Source organism: Rheinheimera baltica DSM 14885 (assembly GCF_000425345.1).
Classification (GTDB): Bacteria; Pseudomonadota; Gammaproteobacteria; order Enterobacterales; family Alteromonadaceae; genus Alishewanella; species Alishewanella baltica.
Window position 1 is genome coordinate 30562 of record NZ_AUDG01000028.1, and the last position, 23539, is coordinate 54100.

Below are 23539 nucleotides of genomic sequence, written 5' to 3' on the forward strand. Positions count from 1 at the left end.
TCACGTGGAGATGGGTAGATGAAAAGAAAAGCATATTTTTATCAGAGGGTTAGTTCGGACGCTCAGCGGAATAACAGCTCGCTTTTCAGGCAGAGTGAAACACAAAAAGCTTGGTTGGCAATGAATCCAGGTGTAGAGCTTGAAACTATTCTAGTTGATGATGGTTACTCAGCTTTTAATGGAGATAATGTTCAGTACGGAGAGCTTGGCGTTTTTCTAGATCAAATCGAGAAGGGGTTAATAGAAAAAGGCTCGATTCTAGTATTAGAGCAATTTTCTCGATTGACCCGGCTGCCAATCGGTAAAACAAGAAAATTGTTGAGCAAAATTTGGCTCGGTGGTGTAACGATTGTAACCATCACAGATAATCAAGAGTACCCACCTGAATCTGAGAATGATTTTGGTAAATCGGTTCGCCTTCTTGTCGAAATAGAAAGTGCACATAAAGATTCAGAGTGGCGCTCAAAGAAAGTTAAAGCTTCTTGGACCCGTAGAGAATCTTTAGCTAAAGAAAAAAAAGTTGCTCCGCGCATGCGGATGCCTTTTTGGTTGGATCGGCACGGTAAACTTAATGACTTTGCCCCTGTGGTAGCGGATCTTTTTAGTTTACATGCACGGGGTCTGGGTCAAGTACTTATTGAAAGAGAGCTCAGGCAAAAATACGGTGATATTAAGCCTTTAAAAAATATTAACCCCACAAAAATTATACGAATATTGAAAAGTGAGAAATGCATTGGAAAAGTTTATGGTGAGAAGCTCTTCGATGCAGTGGTCGATGAAGAAACGTATTACAGTGCGCAGAGAATCCATGAGGAGAGGCTCTTTACAAGCGTAAGAGAAGACCGGAAATGGCCTCTACACGGTATGGTTAAATGTGGTCATTGTGGCAGCGGGATGAGCATACAGCAAACAAAAGCACAGTTGCCACTTTTAAGATGTAGTAGAAAACAACGATCGGGTGGGGAATACTGTCAAACCTCCACAACTTTTCCTTACACAATTGCTTATCACTTTTTTATGATGCACGTTGAGCCAGTGATGTTGGCCATGATGACAGATATGAAGCGACTGAAAACATCTGAAACTGAGCGGGTAAAAATACATCAAGAAATTAATAAGCTGAAGAGTGTGTATGATGACTTAGACAATTATTACCAAGAGCGAGTAAATGAAGGAAAAAGTGTCCTGGCATCAATAAAAAAACTAGACGATCTTCATGAGGAAATAGCAATTTTGGAAAAGCAACTTTCCCAAATCCAGGGTCAGATTAACTCGCAAAAATCTCTTTCAGGAATATCAAAAGTCATTTACGAACTGTCAGTGAAAGATCCGTTAGCGTATAATCTAGAGCTAAACAAAACCGGTTTGAAGATTCACCTTAAGGATAAGCAGTTATTTTTTTATGACCCCGATACCGGGGATGTTATCGCGTCTTTAAGGTACATAAAGTATGACCGCAGTTGCAAAGAGTACGTATATTCCTTTTCCGGGGTAAAAAAATATTATAGCGCTGAGTCATATATCGGTGCTGTAAGAACTGAAGATTGGACGAGTGAAAAGTTGCTGCACCCTCGTCGATCTGGCCCATTAACTTCGGGGGATATCGCTGCTGTATTTCGCAATATAGATATTTTTGAAAAAAGCGGCATCTCTTTCACGCTTAATTTAGACGAGTAAACATGAGTTTTGGATATAACATATCACTTCTAGACCCCATTCATAGTTTTCTAAAATGCGAAACTCCGGATCTGTGGATAGAAGAAGCAAAAAAACCGAGCAATCTTTCAGCTATTTTATCGGACCATTTGGTGTGTGAATTAAAAGCAGCTCAGAGCGCCATGTACCTGATCCGTCGTTATGCTGTTGACGAGCAGAGTGGTGATGCTTTGCTGCAATGGCTCAAACCATTTGAAGATTTCACCTACCGTCAGCAAGGCGACTGGCGTTTATTGGCTGGATTAACTCTAAAGAAATCAATGATTCCCAAATCCAATTCAGCTTACGGACAGGATCTGATCGACAAAATGGTGTTGCTGATTAAAGAAGAGCTGCATCACTTTTATCAGGTGCTGGAGATCATGCATCAGTTTGGTGTGGAGTATGACAAGATCACGTCAAGTCGCTATGCTCGCGGTTTGTTACGCCACGTTAGCACTTATGAACCAAATGCCTTGATCGATAAACTGATTTGCGGTGCTTATATTGAAGCCCGGTCATGCGAACGCTTTGCTAAGATCGCTCCTTTATTGCCCAAAGAAATTGGTGATTTTTATCTATCTCTGTTGCGTAGTGAAGCGCGACACTATCAGGATTACCTAACTCTGGCTCAAGAGATCGCAGGCGAAGATATCAATGATCGCATTGCATTTTTCGCAGATGTAGAAGCTGAGTTAATTTTAACCCCGGACGACAATTTCAAATTTCACTCCGGTATACCTGCCTAACTATTCTCCTTTGGCATTTATTTTTACATAGATTTTAACCCACTAAAACCTATCTAAAGATAGGTCGCTGCGCGGTGGGTTTTGCTGCGCAAAAAAATATTTCATCTCGTTTTCGTTCTTTTGAAAATAATCAGTAATAATAGATTATGTTAAATGACATTGTGAGGTGGTTGTATGGATTGCATGAAATTAAGTCTGTTGCGTAAGCAATTGGAATTGCGTGATGAGCAATGTGTATTGCAGTTACTACGCGACACTGTTGAACGTAAAATAAGACAAGTTAGAGAGGGGGAGTGTAAAGGTAAATATCCCGACTTGAACGGGTTAATGTGTGTCGTTGACAACATGGGACTTCCCAAAGCAGAGAGGAACCCAGCAATTACTAAGGCCAGCTTTTGGAATGATACTCAACTGCAATATGCTGTTTTACAGTCGATTTTTGACGATGAAAATGAGTTGAATACCGTTGTTGCAAAAGTACAAAAAATTACGGGAGTAAACAAAAATGGCGCAAATTGATAAAATTGCTTTGGTACATCCTGTTCGTAAGCGTGCAATTGAATGTGGCATTATTTCTGCGTGTGCATCCTGCGAGTATTCCCAGTACCAATCTGACTCAGTTCAAGCTCCGCTTAAGTTTAGGGGGTGTTCAGTTGTTCTCGGCGTAACCGAAGAACCCAAAAAGTGTTCTGACTTTTGTATAGAGTTGATTGGTCTGGAAAACGAAGAACGTGAATATTATGAAAAAAACGGCATTTGTTGGGACTAGAACTCAATACTATAAACTGGAGGCGGCGCAGGCAGTGCTGGATCATGCTCATGCGCCACGCTCGGGTTTTACTCACTCACAAAATGTTCATTCTGAATATAGCCATCTAAACCGTGGCTACTATTATCACGGGGCATCCTCTTGTGCTGAAGCTTTGGATCTGATGCTTGAGAAACATAAACAGGTCACTGGGAAAAAGGTTAGGTCAGATTGCAATGTGCTGTTTGAGCATGTGTTGTGGCTAAGTGAGCACCAATTCAGCCGATTGGAGCAGCGCTATGGATTTGAGCGGGTCCGTGAGGCTTTTTTAGCAAGGGCAAAGGCTTATGCTCAGTCAATAAAAAATGAGTTTGGTTTTGAGATGTTGGGTCTGGACATACACTACGACGAGGGGACAGTGGCCTCGACTTTTGAACGGCAGCGGTTTATTCGCAACGTCCATTGTCACATAATGTTCTTTAACTATAATTGGGACGAACGCGTCGCGCCTCTGCGTCATTTGATGAATAATGGCAAAGACCAAAAAGGTCGAACAAATGCGTTAAACCCTAATTTTGTTAGGATGCAAGATTTAGCTGCGACGGCATTTAAAGACATGGGATTTCAGCGTGGTGAATCTAAACTTGTCACTGGGCGTGAACATCAAAGCAAAGAACAGTTTGTTCTTAGTAAACTAAAGACAGCACAACAAGCCACTGATACGTTACAACAAGAGCGCATCCAATTAGCAGTGCAGCTTCATCAGCAACGGTCGGAGCAATTGCAGCTGACAGAGCAGATTGTCATACAGCGCAGTGAGGCTGCTTCTTTAGCGCAAGAAGTGCATAAACTCAAAGATCAATTTCAGCACTTACAGCAGCTGATTAAGCAAAGAGCAATATCAGCGGTGCGCCAATTTGCATCTCGTTTAACTCGTCAGAACCACTCGAATAAGCCGACACGCTGAGCTCTGTGATTTGTTTGAACGATCAAAATTGGCATCTCTTTTTAGACATGTGGTGATAATGTTGCCCATCTGCCGACAAGCTTGTACTATTTCGACCACAAATCGTTACTCTCAAGCTTTGTGGGTTAACTGCTTATTGTGTGGCTAAGTTTGCTAAGAAACCCACTTTTAAAGTTGGCACTTCCGAGAGGTTCAAACGTGAAGACATCGAGAAGTAGACAGAAGAACTAAAAAAGACAAACAAGAATAGGGAATTTTGGGGTGTTATTGGATAACAAAACCAGCGGTCACGTTGGAAACGAACTGAAAAAAAGTACCTTTTCTGGCTCCAGGCTTTCTGTTCTGTCGAGCCTGTTTACCCTATACGGTTTTGCCTCGTTGAAAAATGAATTAAATCAGCTGGAGTCAGCAAGAGTCATTTTGAGTGAATGGGATTCGCTCAAGCTGCAAAATCTCGTTGGCTCAGAGTCAGATGTTCGCTTACTAAATCAGTTACAACAAAAACGTATTGCCAGCGAGTTCTCGCAATGGCTGGCAAACAAGGCTGAAGTAAAAGCCAGCGTGCGGCCTCCGACAGGTCAGAACATCATTTATCTGGAGTCATCCGAGCAAAGCTTTGCAATCAGTGGCAGCGCCACTCTTAGCCCTACTGGTTTGGGTGATGTACAATCTGATTCTCTGCACATGAACATGTGTATGAAAGATCCTGAGAGCACTCAGCAACTTCTGGCATGGTTCGATAATGTCTGGAAGGATGAAAACAGCGTTCGTGACATTAAACATGACCTCATTGCCAAGTTAGACGCCATCGCGGCCGATCAGCCTGCCAGTTTCATCTACTTTCTGACGTTATTCCATCTGTTCAAAGATTTCCTTGAAGCAATAGATGAAGACAACATTATCCGCAGCAAAACCGGGTTTAAGGACACTCTGGTCTGGAACAAACTCTACAAGTTCCAGAAAGATGGTGTGCTGGGGGCGATCGACAAACTTGAAAAACACAACGGCTGTATTATTGCTGATAGTGTGGGTTTGGGTAAAACCTTTGAAGCGTTGGCTGTGATCAAGTACTACGAGTTGCGTAATGATCGGGTGCTCGTGCTATGCCCGAAAAAACTCCGTGACAACTGGACCATGTACTTGGTGAACGATAAACGCAACCTTCTTGCTGCCGACCGTTTTAACTATGACGTGCTGAATCACACCGATCTGACCCGCCCGAAAGGTTACTCCGGCCAGATCAACCTGGAGACACTAAACTGGGCCAACTACGACCTGGTGGTCATCGACGAATCCCATAACTTCCGCAATACACCTAGCAAAGCGGAAGGTAAAAGCCGTTACGAGCGCCTGATGAATGACATTATTCGATCAGGCGTCAAAACCAAGGTGCTGATGCTGTCTGCAACCCCGGTAAACAATCGCATGAACGACCTTAAGAATCAGGTCGCCTTCATTACAGAAGGCCGAGACGATGCGTTTACCGAACAGGGTATTAAAAACATTGAATCCACCCTGCGGCTTGCCCAGAAGCAGTTCAACCAGTGGGTGAGTGAGCCGGTCGAAAAACGCTCCACAGCTACGCTACTTGACATCATGAGCTTCGATTATTTCAAGCTGCTCGATATAGTCACCATCGCTCGTTCACGCAAGCATATTGAAAAGTACTACGGCACGGAAGATATCGGCCGCTTTCCGACTCGCTTGCCACCGAAAAACATTTATGCAGACATCGACGCATCCGGCGAGTTTCCCCACCTAAAAGAGGTTAATAAAACCATCCGGCGTTTATCCTTAGCGGGCTATTCCCCGCTTAAATTCGTACGTGAAGCCAAAAAGGCAGAATACGCTCGTCGTTATGATAAAGCCGTAGGCGGAGGCAAAGGGGTATTTAAACAGGTAGACCGTGAAGAAAGTCTGATTCATCTGATGCGCGTCAATTTGCTCAAACGCATGGAAAGCTCTATTCATTCCTTTACGCTGACGGCCACTAAACTGGCACAGCAAGTCGGCCGACTGCTGGCCAAAATTGATGCCCACGAATCAGAAGAATTGACTGAGCTGAATATCGAAGAGATCCATGACTTTGAACTAGAATCCACCGAACTTGAGGGCTACTTGGTGGGTAACAAAACCAAAGTATTGCTTCAGGATATGGATTTGATCCGTTTCCGGCAGGAATTGGAAGCCGATCATGTATTCCTAACCCACATTGCCGAAACCGCGCAAGGTGTTAATGCAAGCCGCGATGCAAAGCTCAAACAGCTCAAGCAGACCATTGCCAGCAAAGTGACTAACCCGCTTAATCCCAACAATAAAAAGGTTATCGTGTTTACGGCCTTTGCTGACACCGCCCAATACCTGTATGCCCACCTGGCGCAATGGGCGCAATCCGAATTAGGCATTCACAGTGCACTGGTCACTGGCGGTGGTACAAATAAAACTACCATTAATGGTTTAGGATCTGACCTTAACAATATACTTACCGCTTTCTCTCCGGTATCCAAAGAGCGCAGCAAAGTAGACCCAACGGCAACCACCGAACTCGATTTGCTGATTGCTACCGACTGCATTAGTGAGGGGCAGAACCTGCAAGATTGCGACACTTTGATCAATTACGACATTCACTGGAACCCGGTACGCATCATTCAGCGTTTTGGTCGTATCGATCGCCTCGGCAGTAAAAATACACAAATACAACTGATCAACTTTTGGCCCAATATTGAGCTTGATGAATACATCAAATTAGAAGCACGTGTCTCCGGGCGCATGGTACTGCTTGATATATCCGCGACCGGTGAAGAGAATGTCATCGATGAAAGTGCCAAAGACATGAACGACCTGGAATACCGACGCCGGCAGCTACAGCAGCTTCAAGATGCCGTGGTCGATCTGGAAGACATGGGAGGCGGTGTATCTATTACCGACTTAACCCTGAATGACTTCCGCATGGATTTGTCAGGTTATATGAACGACAAAGCTCGCCTGGCAATGCTGGAGCAAGCCCCGTTAGGCATGTATTCCTCAGTCAGTATTGACGAAGATCTGGCCGCAGATGGCATTAAACCGGGGATAATTTTCTGCCTGAAGAATATCCGCACCGGCAAAAAAGCTGTTCAGGTGGATGATAACTACCCACTGGCACCTTACTTCCTCGTTTACGTTATAAGCGATGTTGAAGGCGGCACATCTGTTGAGCTGAACTTTACTCAAAGTAAAAAGATACTCGATCTGCTCAAGCGTGAAGCTTTTAGACATAAAACACCCGATCAACTTTCCATAACCGAAGTAAACCGTATGACTAGGCATGGGAGTGATATAAGCCATTTCCAGCATTTGTTGGCCATCGCCGTAGACAGCATTGCAGGCAAGAGTGAAGAAAAAGGAATTGAAAGCCTGTTTACCAAAGGCGGCACGGTGCTTACCGCGATATCCAGTCAGGGCATCGAAGACTTTATGGTGGTGTCTTACCTGGTTTTGACCGTTGGCGTTAGTGGAGTCAAACATGACTGAGCTGGGCTTGGGGCTACCGCAATTTGAGGCATTCCTGCGCAGCCTGCATGTGCCCGATAGCTGTGTGCTCAATAAAACCCTTTTCAAAAAAATGTTCCAACAACACGCTGATCTGGACGCTAGAGACAAAAAGGCGCTGAAAGACGATGTCCAAAAAATCCGCTGGCTTTACACCTTAAAATCCAGCACCATAAATATCGCGCCTTACAGCGATGACTTTCGCGACTATGGTGAAATAGCCTTCTTACAAGTGGAACTGAGTAATACCAAAAGTGCTGAGTGCATTGTTCAACTGATCAATCGGGCAATACCTTACCCATTGGTGACCTTTCTTTATCTAGAAGAAACCAAAGATGTAAACGAAACAGGCGAATCGGACACAAACAAGCAACTGGCCATCTGCCTAGCTGACAAGCGCATCAATAAGGCCGATAAAGAAAAATGGGTAATTGAAAAGTTGCAGTGTTCGCCTTGGATTGACCTAGATAGCAAGTCTCGAACCAGCAAGAGCCTGGCAGCTGAGGCATTTTTTAACAGTCTGGCCTTCAAGGACTTGCCCCACAGCAACTTCTGGTTTTTCTATCAAGCACTCATGGCGCGCGTGCAAGCAATGCAGTGTGCTGACATCAGCGGCCGATTCCATTTAGTCAGTGGTGAAGCGATAGAACAGCAGCGGCAACAGTTTCAACACTACCGCCGAATCGAACAGAACATAAAAAAACTTCGCGCCCAGATCCGGCAGGCCGAGTTCAACCATCAGGTTGTTTTGAACACCCAGATTAAACAGCAGGAAAAACAGCTCAAGCAAATCGCTGAACACCTGTAACCAGATTGCAGTAAGCAAAAAAATTAAGAGGAAACATAGTGAATAACGGCATTCCCCAAATAGACGGAAATAGCATGGATAGCAAAAGCATGGATATCGTTGCAGACAATATCAGTAAGCTCAAAGAGCTGTTTCCAGAGGCCTTTACCGAAGGCAAAGTGGATTTCGATGCCTTAAAAGAAGTACTGGGTGACTACATTGATGGCCGTGAGGATCGCTATAGCTTTACATGGAATGGCAAAAGCAAAGCCCGCAGGCTTGCGCAAACCCCCAGCACTGGCACATTACGCCCCTGTAAAGAAGAATCCGTCGATTGGGACACCACGCAGAACTTGTTTATCGAGGGCGACAACCTCGAAGTGCTCAAGCTGTTTCAAAAAAGCTACCACAAAAAAGTAAAAATGATCTATATCGACCCGCCTTATAACACGGGCAAGGATTTTATTTATAAAGATAACTTTAAGGACAACATCAGGAACTACAAAGAGATTACTGGTCAGGTTGATGGTGAAGGACGGAATCTATCGAATAATCCAGAGACCAGCGGGCGCTATCATACCGACTGGCTAAATATGATGTATCCTCGTTTAAAACTTGCCAGAAATCTGCTGCGGGATGATGGGCTTATTTTTATAAGTATTGATGATAACGAGGTTGCAAATCTTAAATCTATGTCTGATGAAATTTTCGGTGAAGAAAACTTCATTGGGATTTTCATAATAAACTCCTCTCCAAGTGCAATTGATTATGGGCACCTTGCGAAGACCCATGACTATGCGCTTTTTTACGCAAAGAACATATCTGAAGCAACTACGATTCATTTGGAGGATGAGGAAAAGATATTCAAATATAAAGATGAAATTGGTGATTTTAATATTTATCCTTTATATAACGGAAATGTTGCTTTTAATCCTAAAACACGTCCAAATTTATTTTATCCGTTTTACCTTAACTCAAAAAAACAAGATCAAAATGGATTTTATGAAATCTCAGTCGATAAAGTTGATGGATGGGAAGAAGTCTACCCTGTAATCTCTCAAAAAGATGGCATTCAGAGAGTGTGGCGTTGGGGAAAGCCAAAAGCCAGAGAAGATGTTAATAAGGAAATCGTTGGCTATAAAGCCGAGAACGGCGAATTTCGGATTGTCCAAAAAACAAGACTAACGGGAAAGTTAATAAGATCTTTGCAGCTCGATACTTCTATATCTAGCAGAAGAGGAACAGCTGAAATTCAAGAACTTTTTGAGCGTAAAGTATTCAGTTTTCCAAAACCTGTTGAGCTTATAAAGCGTTTTATCCAAGTAGCTACAGAACATGATTCAATAGTTTTAGATTTTTTTGCAGGCTCAGCGCCTTCTGCACAAGCAGTTTATCAACTTAATCTAAAAGATGCCGGACAAAGAAAATTTATCCTTGTTCAATTGCCAGAAAATTGTGAGGGCGAATCAGAGGCTGCGGCATTCCTAAAGAAACAAGGCGCTCCCTTGACGATTGCCGAAATAAGCAAAGAACGCATCCGGCGCGCTGTAGCCAAAATCAAAGAAGAAAATCCGTCCTACGATGGCGATCTTGGTTTTAAAGTATTCAAACTCGACTCTACCAATATTAAGCCATGGGAGCTGGACTTTGACCTGACGGAGCAGGATCTTGAAGATCAAATCTCTAATATCAAGCAAGGTCGTAAAGAAGAAGATGTGCTCTACGAGGTGCTGCTGAAGTACGGCCTGGACCTGACCTTGCCGATAACAGAGCATACTGTGTCTGGGTATAAGATTTTTGATATTGGCATGGGCGCCTTGATGATTTGCCTGTCGGATAATATCACCCTAGAAGTGATAGAGGGTATTGCTAAGCTCAAAGACGAGCTGAACCCTGAAATAATGCGGGTGGTCTTCAAAGATGCCGGTTTTGCCGATGATGTGGTGAAAACCAATGCGGTACAGATTCTCAAGCAGGCGGGTATTGAAGACGTAAGGAGCCTGTGACATGACTATGAAGATTCAGTTCGATGCTAATCTGGATTATCAGCGCCAGGCGATCGAGTCCGTTACGGCCGTGTTTGCAGGTCAGGAAATCTGCCAAACAAACTTCACTGTTGCCCCGTTGCAATCTTGGGAGGAAGGTTCATTATTTTATGGTACCCAAGAAGATACCCTGGGTATTGGTAACCGCCTTCGGCTACTTGATGAAGATATCCATGCCAATATCCGTAAAATACAGTTAAAGAACGGTCTCCCGCCGTCAGAGTCATTTAGCTCCAAAAACGGTATTAACCTTACGGTAGAAATGGAAACCGGTACAGGTAAAACCTATGTCTACCTGCGCACTGTTTTCGAGATGAACAGGCTGTATGGCTTTAGCAAGTTTATTATCGTTGTGCCTTCCATTGCTGTTAAAGAAGGTGTGCAGAAGTCACTGGAAATTACCGCCAGCCACTTTAAAGCGCTTTACGAAAATATCACCTTCGACTACTTTACCTATGATTCCAGTAAGCTGTCGGATGTTCGCAACTTTGCCACCAGCTCTGATATTCAGGTTATGGTGATAAACATCGATGCATTTCGTAAAAGCTTCACCGATCCTGAGCAAGAAAATAAAGCCAACATCATTCACCGTGCTCACGACAAGATGACCGGAGCTAAACCGATTGAGTTTATCCAACAGACTAATCCGATTGTGATTGTCGATGAACCACAAAGCGTTGACACCACCGATAAAAGTAAAGAGGCCATAGCCTCGCTTAACCCGATGTGCACACTGCGTTATTCGGCCACTCACGTTGAAAAGCACCACATGCTTTACAAGCTCGACTCAGTCGATGCCTACGAGCAAAAGCTGGTTAAGCAGATTGAAGTCGCAGGAATTGAGGTTAAAGACGGTCATAATAAGGCCTATATCAAGCTGATCAGCGTGAATAACAAGAAAACCCCGATTAGTGCCAAAATCGAACTAGATGCTCGCATGAAAGATGGCAGTATTAAACGTAAGGAAGTTACGGTGATCAGTGGTGCGGATTTGCTGGATGCCAAATACAGCAATGGCCGTGACGTGTACGATGGTTACATCATTGAAGACATCGAATGTCGAGAGAGCAATGAATACATCAGTTTTACCAGCAAACCCGATATTTTGAAACTGGGACAGGCGCTGGGTGAAGTGGATCCCGACGAATTTAAACGCCTGCAAATCCGTAAGACTATTGAAGAACATCTGGATAAAGAATTACGCTTGCGCCCACAGGGTATTAAAGTATTGAGCCTGTTTTTTATCGACAAGGTCGCAAACTACCGATGCTATGACGAAGCAGGTAACCCTCAAAAGGGTAAGTTCGCCCTGATGTTTGAAGAAGAATACAACCGTGCCATTCGCAAACCGAAGTACAGTGAGCTATTTGAAGGTATAGATCTGGATACGGCGGTGGAAGGCGTGCATAACGGCTATTTTGCGATCGATAAGAAAAAAGATTCGTCAGGCAACGAAATGCTTAAAGAGTCCAAAATTGGAAAAGATGGCAAGGCTGCAAGCAGCGACTCTGATGGCAGTGCGTACAACACTATTATGAAGGACAAAGAATGGTTGTTGAGTTTCGAATGTAAGCTGAAATTCATCTTTTCCCATTCAGCATTGAAGGAAGGCTGGGACAACCCCAACGTCTTCCAGATATGTACACTAAACGAAACCAGTTCAGTTATTAAAAAGCGGCAGGAAATTGGCCGTGGTTTGCGTATCTGTGTCGATCAGAAGGGCGATCGCGTGCATGGTTTTGCGGTGAATACCCTCACTGTAATGGCTAATGAATCCTACGAGCAATTTGCTGAGCAGTTGCAGAAGGAAATCGAAGAAGAAGAACGAATCAAGTTTGGTGTGGTTGAGCAACACTTATTTGCCAACATTGTGGTGCCTGTTGATGATCATAGTCACGAATACTTGGGGACTGCTGCATCAAAGCAACTGTGGGATCACCTGCGTAATGAGGGGCACATCGACAGCAGAGGGAAGGTTCAGGATAGCCTGAAGGTGTCTTTAAAAAATGGTACCCTTTCATTGCCTGAGGCATTCCAGGCTCATGCTACACAGATTGTTTCAGTACTGAGAAAAGTATCCGGTAACCTAAACATTAAAAACCGTGATGACAAAGCTAAGGTTGAGCTGAACAAAGCCGTTTACTTAAGTGCTGACTTTCAGGCGCTGTGGGATCGGATTAAATATAAGACCACTTTTCGCGTGGACTTTGATACCAATGCGCTGATCGATAAATGTGCCGAAGAAATTAAAATCAATCTTCAAGTGGGTAAGGCACGCTTTACTTATCGCAAGGCTAAGACTGAAATTGACCGGGGCGGTGTGCATACCGAGCAGGTTCAGGAAACGACAAGCGTGTTCGAATCTCGTGCGTTCGAACTTCCCGATCTAATCACTTACTTACAGAATGAAACCAACCTGACTCGCCGTACTATCGTTGCCATTATTAACAAAAGTGGCAGGTTGGAATCATTCAAGAACAACCCGCAGAAGTTTATTGAGCAAGCTGCACTCATCATCAAAAGCCAGATGCGCTTGTTTATTGTAGATGGCATTAAGTACCGCAAAATTGGTGAAAACCAATATTACGCGCAAGAGCTATTCCAGCAGAATGAACTGTTTGGTTATCTTAAGGATAACATGGTTAGAGCGGAAAAATCCGTTTATGACCATGTGGTTTTCGACTCAGATATCGAACTGGAATTTGCCTCGGCCTTTGAGCGAAACGACGATATCAAGCTTTACGCCAAACTTCCCAGCTGGTTCAAAATTGATACCCCGTTAGGTGGCTACAACCCGGATTGGGCGGTACTCATTGAGCAGGATGGCAAGGAAAGGCTCTATTTCGTTGTCGAAACCAAGAGCACACTCTTTTCAGTTGAGCGTCGCCCGGAAGAAAACGCCAAAATCAAGTGCGGCTACGCACACTTTGAAGCACTGGGTGATGACGTGACTTTTACAGTATCGAATTCGATGGATGAATTCTCAGGCACCTATGTTTGAGAGCAGACAGCCAACGGCTTGTACTGTGCGGAATAATAAGAAAAGGAAGTCAGAATGAAGTTAAGCCTGGATTTGGAAAATTGTTATGGCATTAATAAGTTGGAGCAGGAGTTAGACTTTACCAGGGGGGATGGTATTGAGGGCGTATGCTCATTGTATGCGCCTAATGGAACACTAAAAACCTCCCTGGCCAAGACACTGAAAGACATTGAAGAAGGTAAGCCATCAAAAGATATTATATTTCCGGAACGCGAAACAAAACGACTTGTCACTTTAGATGGTCATGTTGTTGCTGCCGACCAGATAATGGTCATTAATTCATACGACGAAAGCTATAGCTCGAAGCAGGTCTCCACATTATTGGTCAACGAAACCCTGAAACGCGACTATGACGAAGCCTTAAGGGAGGTAGATGACAAGAGAGCTCTGCTAATAAAAGAGTTGGCAAAGTCCTCCGGAAAGCAGAACAAAGCAATTCCAGAGTTGGTTTGTGAAGCGTTTGATCGGCCAGAAAAAGAGTTTCTTGACCTGTTGGATGATTTGTTGTCTCAGAATACACAAGATTATGCCAGCCTTGCCGAGTTTAAATATGGAGATCTTTTCAATCCCAAAGTCCTGGATCTCGCCGCTACAGACAGTTTCGATCAGGAACTGACTGATTATGTGGAAACCTATGAAAAACTCATCAGCGAATCAGCGGTTCTATCAAGGAATTTTAATCACCAGAAAGCGGGCACTGTTTCAAAAAGTTTGTCCGACACAGGCTTTTTTGATGCATCCCACAGCGTTAATCTATCAATCAACGGCCAAAAAGAAGAAGTCACATCTAAAGACCGTTTGAATGAAATTTTACAGGAAGAGCAAAACAAGGTTTTTCAGAATCCCGAACTGAGAGAAAAATTCAGCAAGGTAGATAAAAAGCTCACGACAAAAGAGACTCAGGCATTTCGGGATTTTATTTCAGATCATCAAGAATTATTACCAGAGTATAAGGACGTAAAGAGCTTCAAGAAAAAGCTGATTAAAGGCTATCTTCAATCACATCAATCAGCCTGGGAAGACCTTATATCAACCTACAAGTCGAATCTTCAGAAAGTTAAGTATATCATTGACCAAGCGAAACAGCAGGAAACGATTTGGAAAGGCGTTGTCGATATATTCAACAAGCGCTTTTCTGTTCCATTCAAGCTTAGGGTCGACAATCAGGATGATGTCATTCTTAATAATGCGGCTCCGTCTATTGAGTTTGATTTTGATGATGGTCGCGGTGGTCAGCAGCTGGTTATACATAAAACCTTGCTTGATACTCTAAGCCAAGGCGAGAAGCGTGCACTTTACATCCTGAATGTTCTTTTTGAAATTGAAGCTAAAAAGAACGCAGGCGCACCGATACTGATCGTCATAGACGATATTGCAGACTCTTTTGATTACAAAAATAAGTATGCAATCGTTGAGTACCTTCGTGATATTGCTCAGGTATCACATTTCTACCTTTTGATTCTCACGCATAACTTCGATTTTCATAGAATCGTAGGTGGTCGAATAATTGGAAGTAGGAACCGCGTCGCCCGTAATAGGCGAATGCTGGCGACTAAAACATCCACAGAAATAGAGCTTAACCCTGAAAAGTACCAGAATGATGTATTCGTCGCTTGGAAAAGAAATATGCATCAAAATGAGTATTACATGCTGGCCAGTATTCCATTTGTTAGAAATCTTGCTGAGTATTGTGGGTATGAAGCCCATTACTTAACACTGACGTCATTGCTTCACCTAAAAGCAAATAGTCAAAACATCACGGTGCAGGAATTACAAGATATATATCGTGCTGTGCTTGTAGATAAACCTACCTTGATCCTGCCTGATAGTGCATCACGTGTGGTTGACAAGATATTTCAGAAAGCAGATGAGTTATCATATGCTGCTCAAGAGTCACCAGACCTTGAGTCCAAAGTTATTGTTGCAATGGCCATCCGTCTTAAAGCGGAGCAGTTCATGATTGCAAAGATTAATGACCAGACATTTGTAAACGGTATCGAATCTAATCAGACCAGAGAATTATTTGATAAGTACGTTGAAATTCTTCCTGGCCAAACGGAGATTATTGGCTTATTAGATCAGGTTAATCTAATGACACCAGAGAACATACATTTGAACTCATTTATGTACGAGCCTATCCTTGATATGTCTGCGCATCGTCTCTACAGCTTGTACAATGAGGTTAAGCAGCTTGGAAACTAGTGGTGGCAAGTACGGCGATATTATAGAGCCACAATAATCACTGTAATCACTGTAAAACGCATTTTACGGAAAGTTCATTAATCACAATTTACAGTGAATACTGAGGTTACAGCAGGGGATGGGTAATTATTGGTTTTGTGCCGATTGCAGTATTTTGTATCAAAACGAAACATGGTGTTGCTCTACAGTCATGCCTGTTTTATTCACGATCAGATTAAGGCTGTGCTAAGTTCAGTATGCTATTGGCGCGTCGGCTCTTGATCCCTCGGCAACTTAACGTGCTTCCCTTGTAAGTGTAGGAAGCCTTCGTCAATCGCTTGCAGTACCATCTTGTGCGCAATTTTAGGGTCTTGGGCCCGATATCCGCGAATGTGTTTATTACTTGACGTTAATTTGTTCGCAAGCATAGCGATGGTAAGCAGTTTATCTTTACCAGCTGCTGCTTTCTGAATTGTCTCCAATGCAGATTGGAACAGGAAGTTCAGGTCGGCTCCTGACGCAACTGCTTGCAACGATGCGAGGCTGTTCAAAAACAGTTTTGCGGCATACATGACTTCTATTTTAGTGATTACCAGAGTCTCTGCTGCCAGCAATGAGCTTACCCGGATGACATGCTCTGTTCCTCGAGCATAGATAGCACCAAATTGACGATGATTGCGGTTGTCTTCAAAAAACTGAACGAATTCATTAATTAGGTCATTCGCGTCTGCCGAAATCGTGATAGATCCTTGATTCTCACGGCATGCCCGAAAGCGCTCCAGTAACATATCTGTCGGACCATCCAGATCTTTGTGTGCGTTGATGGCATCACGATATTCAGCAACCCGCATAAAAAGTGGACGCCCCATCAGACCTGCGTCAATATTTTGTGTATTGACAATAAAATCAGTATTGATCGGTGTTGAATAGCCAACAAATGCGAAATAGGGATTACGCCAGTTATTGCTGTTCAGTTTTTCGATCGAACGCGTCATACGATCCAGCATAATTTGATCCGCAGGGTTAAGAGCAGGTTCATTTTTCAGCCCTTTAACAAGCGAGCGAAGAGCGGCAATCTGCTCACGTCTCGTTCTAAAAGGGACTTTAGCGAATTTAGCTGTGAGTATTAGCATAAGTGTATCCAATGCTCCAAAGTCTGTTTGTGTTGCGGCAGACTTGAACAAGGTGTGGCATTCATCATAGATGCATACTGGAGTCTCATATTGACACAACGCTTCATGGATCTGCTTTCCTGAAGTTACCGAATGTACGATAACGTCATTCAGTGATAGCGCATTAAATAACAGTTCTTGAAACTCCTGATGAGCTTCCTTTCCTGTAGCGGATAGGGCTGCGACAATCGAGAAGAAGCTCGATTTCATACCAGCATAAAGGCCCTGGTTAGCCCTCATCAATGCCAGTGCATTTAATGCTGCGATGATGCGTGGTGCAACCAGGACTCGCTTTTCGAATCGAGCCAATTCTTTGCAAAATGCACCTGCCAACCCGGGAGGTGTTGAAAGATCAACACTATCCAGTAAACGTTGCAGATGGTCTGTTAGTTGGAAAACCTCATCAGTAAGCTGAAATTGGTTAGCAGGTTCCTTGTGGTTATTTATCGGATTGAGCAGCGGCTGAACAACAGATTTCACTTTTTTGTCAGGCTTGATTTCTAAAGCATCCACTTGGTATTGATCGGTTAAAGAGGGATTACTGTTATTAGGGTCATTAGCGACTGAGCATACCGTTGTATCGAACATGTCTGGTGGCACGCCAGGGAGCCTTTCTTTGCTTGGGGAGGGAGTGTTACGCGTAAAAAAATTACGCAGATTGCTTAGAAGATTCATAATCAGTCCTTGATTTTAGTTTAGCGCTTGCTGCTGCAAACGAAATGAAGGATATCTCGGTGAAATTTCAGTGTGAAATATTATTTAATACGGGAACAAAAATGTTGTTATGTTTTATAAGGCAATGAAAATAAATAAGTTATCTGTTTTTTGTGGTGAATTCTTTATATTCCAAAAAAGAATAAGAAAATGATTTATATATTCATTTAACATCATTTTTGTTAAATCCTTCCTCATTGTATAAGGCTTTTGAACAGGAAATTAATTGTATCGATAGAGCAATCGTATTAATTTCTATCTAATTAATAACTGCACATATTGTCATTATGCGAATTAAAAGCTGCGCAGTCCGCCATGTATCTTATTCGCCGTTATGCTATTGATGAGCAAAGTGCTGATGCCTTATTGCAATGGTTAAAGCCGTATGAAGATTTTACCTATCGTCAGGTTGGCGATTGGCAAGCTTTAGCGGGATTAAGTTTAAAAAAATCCATGCTGCCAAAAGCCAGCTCACAGTATGCGCAGGATCTGATAGATAAGATGGTGCTGTTGATTAAAGAAGAGCTGCATCACTTTTATCAGGTGCTCGAAGTGATGGCCGAGCAAGGTATAGTGTATGAAAAAATCACTTCCAGCCGCTATGCAAAAGGCCTGTTAAGACATGTTCGTACCTATGAACCTGAAGCGATGATCGATAAACTGATTTGCGGGGCTTATATTGAAGCCCGCTCTTGTGAACGTTTTGCCAAACTAGCGCCTTTCTTACCCCAACGCATTGCAGATTTTTATATCTCATTATTACGTTCAGAAGCACGACATTATCAGGATTACTTGTCCTTAGCACAACAAATCGCCCAAGCTGACATTAGTGAGCGTGTGGCTTTTTTTGGTGTAATAGAAGCGGAGCTAATTACTACGCCAGATGCCGATTTTAAGTTTCATAGTGGCGTGCCGCAATAACATCACAAGATAACGCCGTACTTCGCTACTATAGCTTGGTTGCGCCCGCTTTGTTAATACGCAGCTCGCAGCTGGCATTGGCAAACTCAGCCAGTTTAGCAGCAAAATGCTTGAATGAATTTCACCTGTAACACAACCCGTTTCAGAACAGTGCTATAGTGCTAAGCATAGCCAAATTTAATGATGTTTTCAGATTACTGCAGGAGAACAGATGCTGCAGCAAGAACACCCGAGCCGGCTTTGGCTGGTTGTTATATTAACGCTGATTGCCCTGCAGGGATGTAGTCAGGGTAAGTACATTCATTGGAAAACCCCTGTAGCGGCGCCGGTTGAAGCAGTAAATGGTTTGCTGGCATACCACTACATAGCGTTAAACCAGCTTAGTGATGTAGAGGTGGCAGATTTTTGCTTGCAGCTTGCTACGCAACAAGCGCCTGGTTATCAGCGGTTTTTGTTACAACTAAGCTGCGCTGAGCGCTGGTTGGCACAACCGCTGAGTAAGGCGCAACAAACACAGGCTATAGCCTACTACAATCGGGCTTTAATACCGTTAGTGCGCGCGGCAATATCGCGCAGCGATACCACTGCACAGAATTTACAGCTTAAGCTGCAACTGGATCCGGATGAAAGCGGCCTGACGTTTGAGCAGTTGTTTCTGGCGGCTGACTTACAACCCTATGACGGATTTATGTTGCGTCAGCAGGACAATGGCATTGGTATCGCGGTTATTGGACAGCGTGCTAACAGCAACACTGCAGTGGACCGCTATTTCCCGCCTGAAGGGGTTTTCCGGCCGCTCACTTTTATGCCAGTAAAGTTGGATTTCAGCAATCCAGTGCTGCCTGTGCTGACGTTGCGTGGTGTTTATATGCAACAGCAGCAGCTTTGGCCTTTTGCCGAACAGCGCTATCAAATGAACTATGATCCGGCATCAGCCTACTTGTGCCTGCTAGAAGCTGCAGTAGCTGATCAACTGGAAAAAACCGGCCTGTTTGACGCCGATAAGGTAGAAGATAAGCTGGGTATTTATGCCATTGAACCTCTACGTGCAGATAAAATTCCTGTATTGATGATCCACGGTTTAAATTCCAGCCCGTTAATTTGGCGTCGCTTAAGCTGGGCGATATTTTCTAACCCGCATCTGGCAGCAAAGTATCAGGTGTGGCATGCGTTTTACCCATCTGGCCCACCACCGTTTTTTAATGCGATGCGTTTAAGAAAGCTAACAGATGAATTGTTGCAACATATTTCACCTGATTTGCAGGCAACTGCCGCTAATAATATGGTATTGGTTGGCCACAGTATGGGCGGTGTTATCAGTAAAACCTTTGTACAAAACAGTGGCAGTTCTTTGTGGGATACCACTTTTTACCGCGGCGCGGCTGAATTACCTGTCGATGACAACACCCGCAGCACCTTGGAAGATATTTTTATCTTTACTGCCAAATCCTATGTAAAAACGGTAGTGTTTATTGATACGCCGCATCGCGGTGCTGCCACTGCAGACGGTTGGATTGGTCGGCTGGCATCAGCCATGATTACGCTTCCTAAAACAATGAAAAACGTATTTGGTAAAATGTGGCAAGCATTGACCGAAGACGATATTAAACCGGCCATGCGTGGCTACATGAGCGGCTTTGGCCCAAACAGTGTTGATGTGTTATCACCGCGCCATCCGCTGGTGCAGCAATTAACAAAGTTGCCGCTGCAGGTGCCGGTGTATTCAGTTATCGGCAACGATGATCCGGCGCGCTGCACAACATTTGCCTTGTGCCCCGGGTTAAACGACAGTGTAGTGTCCTACCATAGTGCACATCTGGCGGCTGCGGCGGCTGAAATAGTTGTGCCGTCAGAACATAACTCTTACCAGTCGCCAGAGGCGATTGAGTTTATTTCAAATATTCTTACCTCAGCCGCTTTGCCATAGCAACAGCCGGCACAGCAAAGCGGTAAGATAAAGCCGTTCAGGTTGAGCTGCGCACGATAATGTTATAACCCACATCGACAGGAGCTAATGCATGGCGGCCTTTACCTGTGGCACTAAATAACATTTCTACCGCCTGGCGGCCCATTTCTGAACGTGGTGATGACACCGAGGTGATAGCCGGCTCCACCAGTGCCGAGGCTTCCAAATCATTAAAGCCGCATATGGCGATATCTTTGGGTACGCTTAAGTTCATCCGTTTGCTTTCAAATAACGCACCTAAGGCTAAATCATCATTACAGCAAAATACGGCATCGCACTGATGGTTTGACTCCGCAATTACTGCCTGCAATAACTGACCGCCAAGCTTTATCGATGAGGGTTGTACTGTTGTGTGTATATAACTGCTACACGGCTGTGGCCAGTCGGTTATCGCTTGTTTAAAGCCAGCCAACCGTTGTTGGGTGCGTGGGTCCATCCGGGCACCGAGAAATGCTGGTGCGCGATAGCCACGTTGCAGCAAATGATTAGTCATATCGTAGCTGGCTTGATAATGCGAAAAGCCAATGTTCATATCTATCGGCTGATGGGTCAGCTCCATAATTTGTATCACCGGAATATCGGCCTGTAGTAACAATTTACGTGCGTAATCGGTTTGCGCTGCACCGGTAACAATAATCCCCTCGGGTGACTGGCTCAGCAAAGTCGCGATGAGTTTTTCTTCTTCCAGCGGCGAGTAATGGCAATCGCCCAGTAACACCTGCAGGTTCTTGGCTTTAACCGCCTGATAAATACCTTGCAGTACATCGTTAAACACAATGTTGGATAATGACGGAATAATTACTGCCAGCACGCCGGACTTTTTTGATGCAAGTGCACTGGCGGCATGGTTACGGATATAACCGATATCATGAATGGCTTTTTCTACTTTACTACGTAATTTTTCCGACACCCTGCTGGGGTCTGTCAGCACCCGCGATACCGTGATGGCACTAACCCCGGCTACTTTAGCAACGTCTTTTAAATTAGGTTTTGTGCTCATTAATCCGGTTACCTGCTTTTTTCTGCGACAATACTGCATTGTACAAACTGAGTCAAAATGGTTGCGCAATCATTGCTGTTAATTTAAGCTGAAGGCTAACCATGACATACTCAGGCAATGGCGCGTTATTATGTGCTCTGCGAAACATCGAACAGTTGTAATTATGGGCGTGGCCGGCAGTGGAAAGTCCACAGTGGGGCATTTACTGGCGCAGCAACTGGGTTGGCGCTTTATTGAAGGTGATGATTTTCACAGCCCTAAAGCAAAACACATGATGGCCAGTGGCATTCCATTGGCCGATAGTTTGCGCGACAGCTGGGTGCAGGCTTTGTGCAACGAGCTTAGTGTCTGCAAAGCAGCACACACGCCTTGTGTGTTAAGTTACTCTGGCTTAATTGCACGTCACCGGCAGCAAATCCGCAGCAGCGCCGATAACATCCATTTCTTTTATTTGCACGGCAATGCGGTGTTGTTGGCAAAGCGTTTGGCACAGCGGCAAAACCATTTTATGGCACCGGCTATGCTGCAAAGCCAGTTATTGACCATGCAAAGCTGTGACGATGAAACCGACGTCACCCTGCTTGATATTGCTTTGCCGGTACCGCAACTGGTGCAGCAGATAACACAATTTTTAGCAGCGTAACGCTACATTTGATTGCGCTATCATATTCAGCCGCAGAGCTGATGGCATAACAATGGATAACAGGGTATGACAGTTCCGGTAAGACACATCACAGCAGCGCCAGGCGGCAAAGCACAGCAAAGCACAACAGCGGTGCGGCTGCGCGAAAAAATCGGCTATGGCCTGGGGGATATGGGCTTTAATTTTTACTGGGCGAATATTTCTGCCTTTTTACTGATTTATTACACCGACGTTTTTGGTATCTCAGCCGCAGCGGCTGGAACTATGATGCTGGTAACCAAAATAGTGGATGCTTTTACCGACCCGTTAATGGGCGCAATTGCTGATCGTACCCGCAGCCGTTTTGGTAAGTTCCGGCCTTATTTGTTATGTCTGGCGCTGCCGCTGGCCGGCGCCGGTGTACTGACCTACAGCACACCGGATTTAGGCGAAACCGGTAAACTGGTGTGGGCCTATGGCACCTATACTTTGTTGATGCTGGTGTATACCGCGATTAATATTCCTTACTCGGCGCTGTCCGGCGTAATAACTAATGACAGCCAACAGCGCACTACGCTGATAAGTTATCGTTTTATTGGCGGTTTTAGTGGCGGCATACTGGTAACCTATTTAACACCCAAATTAGTGCCGCTGCTGGGGCAGGGCGATGATGTGCTGGGCTGGCAGCTGACGATGCTGGTATTTGGTATTGCCGCTGCGCTGATGTTTTTCATTACTTTTCTTACTACTAAAGAGCGTATCGCGCCACTGAGCCTGCAGCCTAATGCGGTGCGGCAGGATTTAACCGACTTAAAAAATAACAAACCCTGGTTGGTGCTGTTTGCGCTGGCGCTGATCATTATGGTGACCATTACCATGCGCGCCGGTAGCGGGGTCTACTACTTTAAATATTATGTAATGCGGCCGGATTTAGTCGGCGAGTTTTTATCTTCTTACATGCTTGCATTAGCATTGGGCGCTGCCGTCACACCGTTGATGACACGCTTTATTGATAAAAAACGCCTGATGGTTTTACTGATGTCCCTGGCAGGCTTGCTTTCTATAAGTTTGTACTTTGTGCCGGCAGATGCGGTGGGCGTTAGTGCGTCAAGCAAAGCTTGATGCATCTTGCAGGGTGTAAGTCCCTGTCGGGTAAGGTGTAACTGACCACCCGTATCGAGTGTTGCGCCTATGGCGGAGCCAGTATTTTTTTTACTGACGAACAAGATAGGTGAAGCGTACACAGAGAATTAGTTAGGCCACAGGGGATACGTGTCCCTGAAGGTTGGTATCGCTTCGATAAGCACAATCTGACTGACGAGGTTTGTAACGCCACCGAAGTCCATGCAAAGCAGCCGTTAAAGTGAGGCTGTGACGAGTCAGCGGAGTTATCAAGCCGTG

General features: G+C 44.4%; 16 protein-coding genes. 14 read left to right on the forward strand and 2 right to left on the reverse strand.

All coding sequences use genetic code 11. The annotated features are described in order from the left end of the window. Positions 1–18: 18 nt before the first annotated feature. The 10 genes from H595_RS22070 to H595_RS0110900 all read left to right on the forward strand — a co-directional run bounded on the left by H595_RS22070 (position 19) and on the right by H595_RS0110900 (position 15764). Positions 19–1677 (forward strand): recombinase zinc beta ribbon domain-containing protein, encoded by a 1659-nt coding sequence (locus tag H595_RS22070; RefSeq protein ID WP_051219834.1) that lies wholly within the window; start codon positions 19–21, stop codon positions 1675–1677. Between the two features lie 2 nt (positions 1678–1679). Continuing rightward, a complete protein-coding gene (gene miaE, locus H595_RS0110865; RefSeq protein ID WP_027671250.1) occupies positions 1680–2444 on the forward strand; it encodes a tRNA isopentenyl-2-thiomethyl-A-37 hydroxylase MiaE in 765 nt (254 codons plus the stop codon). A 183-nt stretch (positions 2445–2627) separates the two neighbouring features. Next, a complete protein-coding gene (locus H595_RS0110870; RefSeq protein ID WP_156885960.1) occupies positions 2628–2963 on the forward strand; it encodes a hypothetical protein in 336 nt (111 codons plus the stop codon). Next, positions 2950–3213, forward strand: a complete 264-nt coding sequence (locus tag H595_RS24115) for a hypothetical protein (RefSeq protein WP_156885961.1) — start codon at positions 2950–2952, stop codon at positions 3211–3213. Before H595_RS0110870 ends, H595_RS24115 begins: the two co-directional genes overlap by 14 nt. Next, positions 3185–4159, forward strand: a complete 975-nt coding sequence (locus H595_RS0110875; protein ID WP_037054466.1) for a plasmid recombination protein — start codon at positions 3185–3187, stop codon at positions 4157–4159. The genes H595_RS24115 and H595_RS0110875 overlap by 29 nt, the downstream gene beginning before the upstream one ends. Before the next feature lie 267 nt (positions 4160–4426). Then, positions 4427–7672 carry a helicase-related protein gene (locus tag H595_RS0110880; RefSeq protein ID WP_205623209.1) on the forward strand — a complete coding sequence of 1082 codons (3246 nt, stop codon included), beginning with the start codon at positions 4427–4429 and terminating at the stop codon, positions 7670–7672. Next, positions 7665–8498: a DUF4391 domain-containing protein gene (locus H595_RS0110885; protein ID WP_027671254.1), complete on the forward strand. Its 834-nt coding sequence runs from the start codon at positions 7665–7667 to the stop codon at positions 8496–8498. Before H595_RS0110880 ends, H595_RS0110885 begins: the two co-directional genes overlap by 8 nt. A 38-nt stretch (positions 8499–8536) precedes the next feature. Continuing rightward, positions 8537–10483, forward strand: a complete 1947-nt coding sequence (locus H595_RS0110890; RefSeq protein WP_027671255.1) for a site-specific DNA-methyltransferase — start codon at positions 8537–8539, stop codon at positions 10481–10483. A gap of 1 nt (position 10484) precedes the next feature. Next, entirely contained in the window at positions 10485–13523 is a 3039-nt protein-coding gene (locus H595_RS0110895) for a type III restriction-modification system endonuclease (RefSeq protein WP_240474875.1), read from the forward strand. A 54-nt stretch (positions 13524–13577) separates the two neighbouring features. Further along, positions 13578–15764, forward strand: coding sequence for an ATP-binding protein (locus tag H595_RS0110900; RefSeq protein ID WP_027671257.1), 2187 nt, complete (start codon positions 13578–13580; stop codon positions 15762–15764). 239 nt (positions 15765–16003) lie between these two features. Here H595_RS0110900 and H595_RS0110905 read toward each other — a convergent pair whose 3' ends face one another. After that, the gene (locus H595_RS0110905) at positions 16004–17590 is read right to left on the reverse strand and encodes a hypothetical protein (RefSeq protein WP_027671258.1); all 1587 of its coding nucleotides are present in this window, start codon (positions 17588–17590) and stop codon (positions 16004–16006) included. 318 nt (positions 17591–17908) lie between these two features. Between H595_RS0110905 and miaE (H595_RS22075) the strand changes: the two genes are divergently transcribed. Both miaE (H595_RS22075) and H595_RS23465 read left to right on the forward strand, forming a co-directional pair. Further along, positions 17909–18550 carry a tRNA isopentenyl-2-thiomethyl-A-37 hydroxylase MiaE gene (miaE, locus tag H595_RS22075; protein WP_420876335.1) on the forward strand — a complete coding sequence of 214 codons (642 nt, stop codon included), beginning with the start codon at positions 17909–17911 and terminating at the stop codon, positions 18548–18550. A 211-nt stretch (positions 18551–18761) separates the two neighbouring features. Then, the gene (locus H595_RS23465) at positions 18762–20477 is read left to right on the forward strand and encodes an esterase/lipase family protein (protein ID WP_051219836.1); all 1716 of its coding nucleotides are present in this window, start codon (positions 18762–18764) and stop codon (positions 20475–20477) included. 37 nt (positions 20478–20514) lie between these two features. On the opposite strand, the gene H595_RS0110920 is transcribed toward H595_RS23465, so the two are convergent. Further along, the gene (locus H595_RS0110920; RefSeq protein ID WP_027671259.1) at positions 20515–21516 is read right to left on the reverse strand and encodes a LacI family DNA-binding transcriptional regulator; all 1002 of its coding nucleotides are present in this window, start codon (positions 21514–21516) and stop codon (positions 20515–20517) included. Between the two features lie 130 nt (positions 21517–21646). Here H595_RS0110920 and H595_RS0110925 point away from each other — a divergent pair, with 130 nt between their 5' ends. Both H595_RS0110925 and H595_RS22085 read left to right on the forward strand, forming a co-directional pair. After that, on the forward strand, positions 21647–22159 hold the full coding sequence (locus H595_RS0110925; protein WP_027671260.1) for a gluconokinase: 513 nt from the start codon (positions 21647–21649) through the stop codon (positions 22157–22159). Positions 22160–22225: 66 nt separating this feature from the next. Further along, positions 22226–23260, forward strand: a complete 1035-nt coding sequence (locus H595_RS22085; RefSeq protein ID WP_240474876.1) for a glycoside-pentoside-hexuronide (GPH):cation symporter — start codon at positions 22226–22228, stop codon at positions 23258–23260. Positions 23261–23539 lie beyond the last annotated feature (279 nt).

Excerpts from the sequence above, each read along its gene's own strand:
- H595_RS22070 (WP_051219834.1), top strand. The coding sequence starts at position 19 with ATGAAAAGAAAAGCATATTTTTATCAGAGGGTTAGTTCGGACGCTCAG.
- miaE (WP_027671250.1), top strand. The coding sequence starts at position 1,680 with ATGAGTTTTGGATATAACATATCACTTCTAGACCCCATTCATAGTTTT.
- H595_RS0110870 (WP_156885960.1), top strand. The coding sequence starts at position 2,628 with ATGAAATTAAGTCTGTTGCGTAAGCAATTGGAATTGCGTGATGAGCAA.
- H595_RS24115 (WP_156885961.1), top strand. The coding sequence starts at position 2,950 with ATGGCGCAAATTGATAAAATTGCTTTGGTACATCCTGTTCGTAAGCGT.
- H595_RS0110875 (WP_037054466.1), top strand. The coding sequence starts at position 3,185 with ATGAAAAAAACGGCATTTGTTGGGACTAGAACTCAATACTATAAACTG.
- H595_RS0110885 (WP_027671254.1), top strand. The coding sequence starts at position 7,665 with ATGACTGAGCTGGGCTTGGGGCTACCGCAATTTGAGGCATTCCTGCGC.
- H595_RS0110895 (WP_240474875.1), top strand. The coding sequence starts at position 10,485 with ATGACTATGAAGATTCAGTTCGATGCTAATCTGGATTATCAGCGCCAG.
- H595_RS0110900 (WP_027671257.1), top strand. The coding sequence starts at position 13,578 with ATGAAGTTAAGCCTGGATTTGGAAAATTGTTATGGCATTAATAAGTTG.
- H595_RS0110905 (WP_027671258.1), bottom strand. The coding sequence starts at position 17,590 with ATGAATCTTCTAAGCAATCTGCGTAATTTTTTTACGCGTAACACTCCC.
- H595_RS23465 (WP_051219836.1), top strand. The coding sequence starts at position 18,762 with ATGCTGCAGCAAGAACACCCGAGCCGGCTTTGGCTGGTTGTTATATTA.
- H595_RS0110920 (WP_027671259.1), bottom strand. The coding sequence starts at position 21,516 with ATGAGCACAAAACCTAATTTAAAAGACGTTGCTAAAGTAGCCGGGGTT.
- H595_RS0110925 (WP_027671260.1), top strand. The coding sequence starts at position 21,647 with ATGTGCTCTGCGAAACATCGAACAGTTGTAATTATGGGCGTGGCCGGC.
- H595_RS22085 (WP_240474876.1), top strand. The coding sequence starts at position 22,226 with ATGACAGTTCCGGTAAGACACATCACAGCAGCGCCAGGCGGCAAAGCA.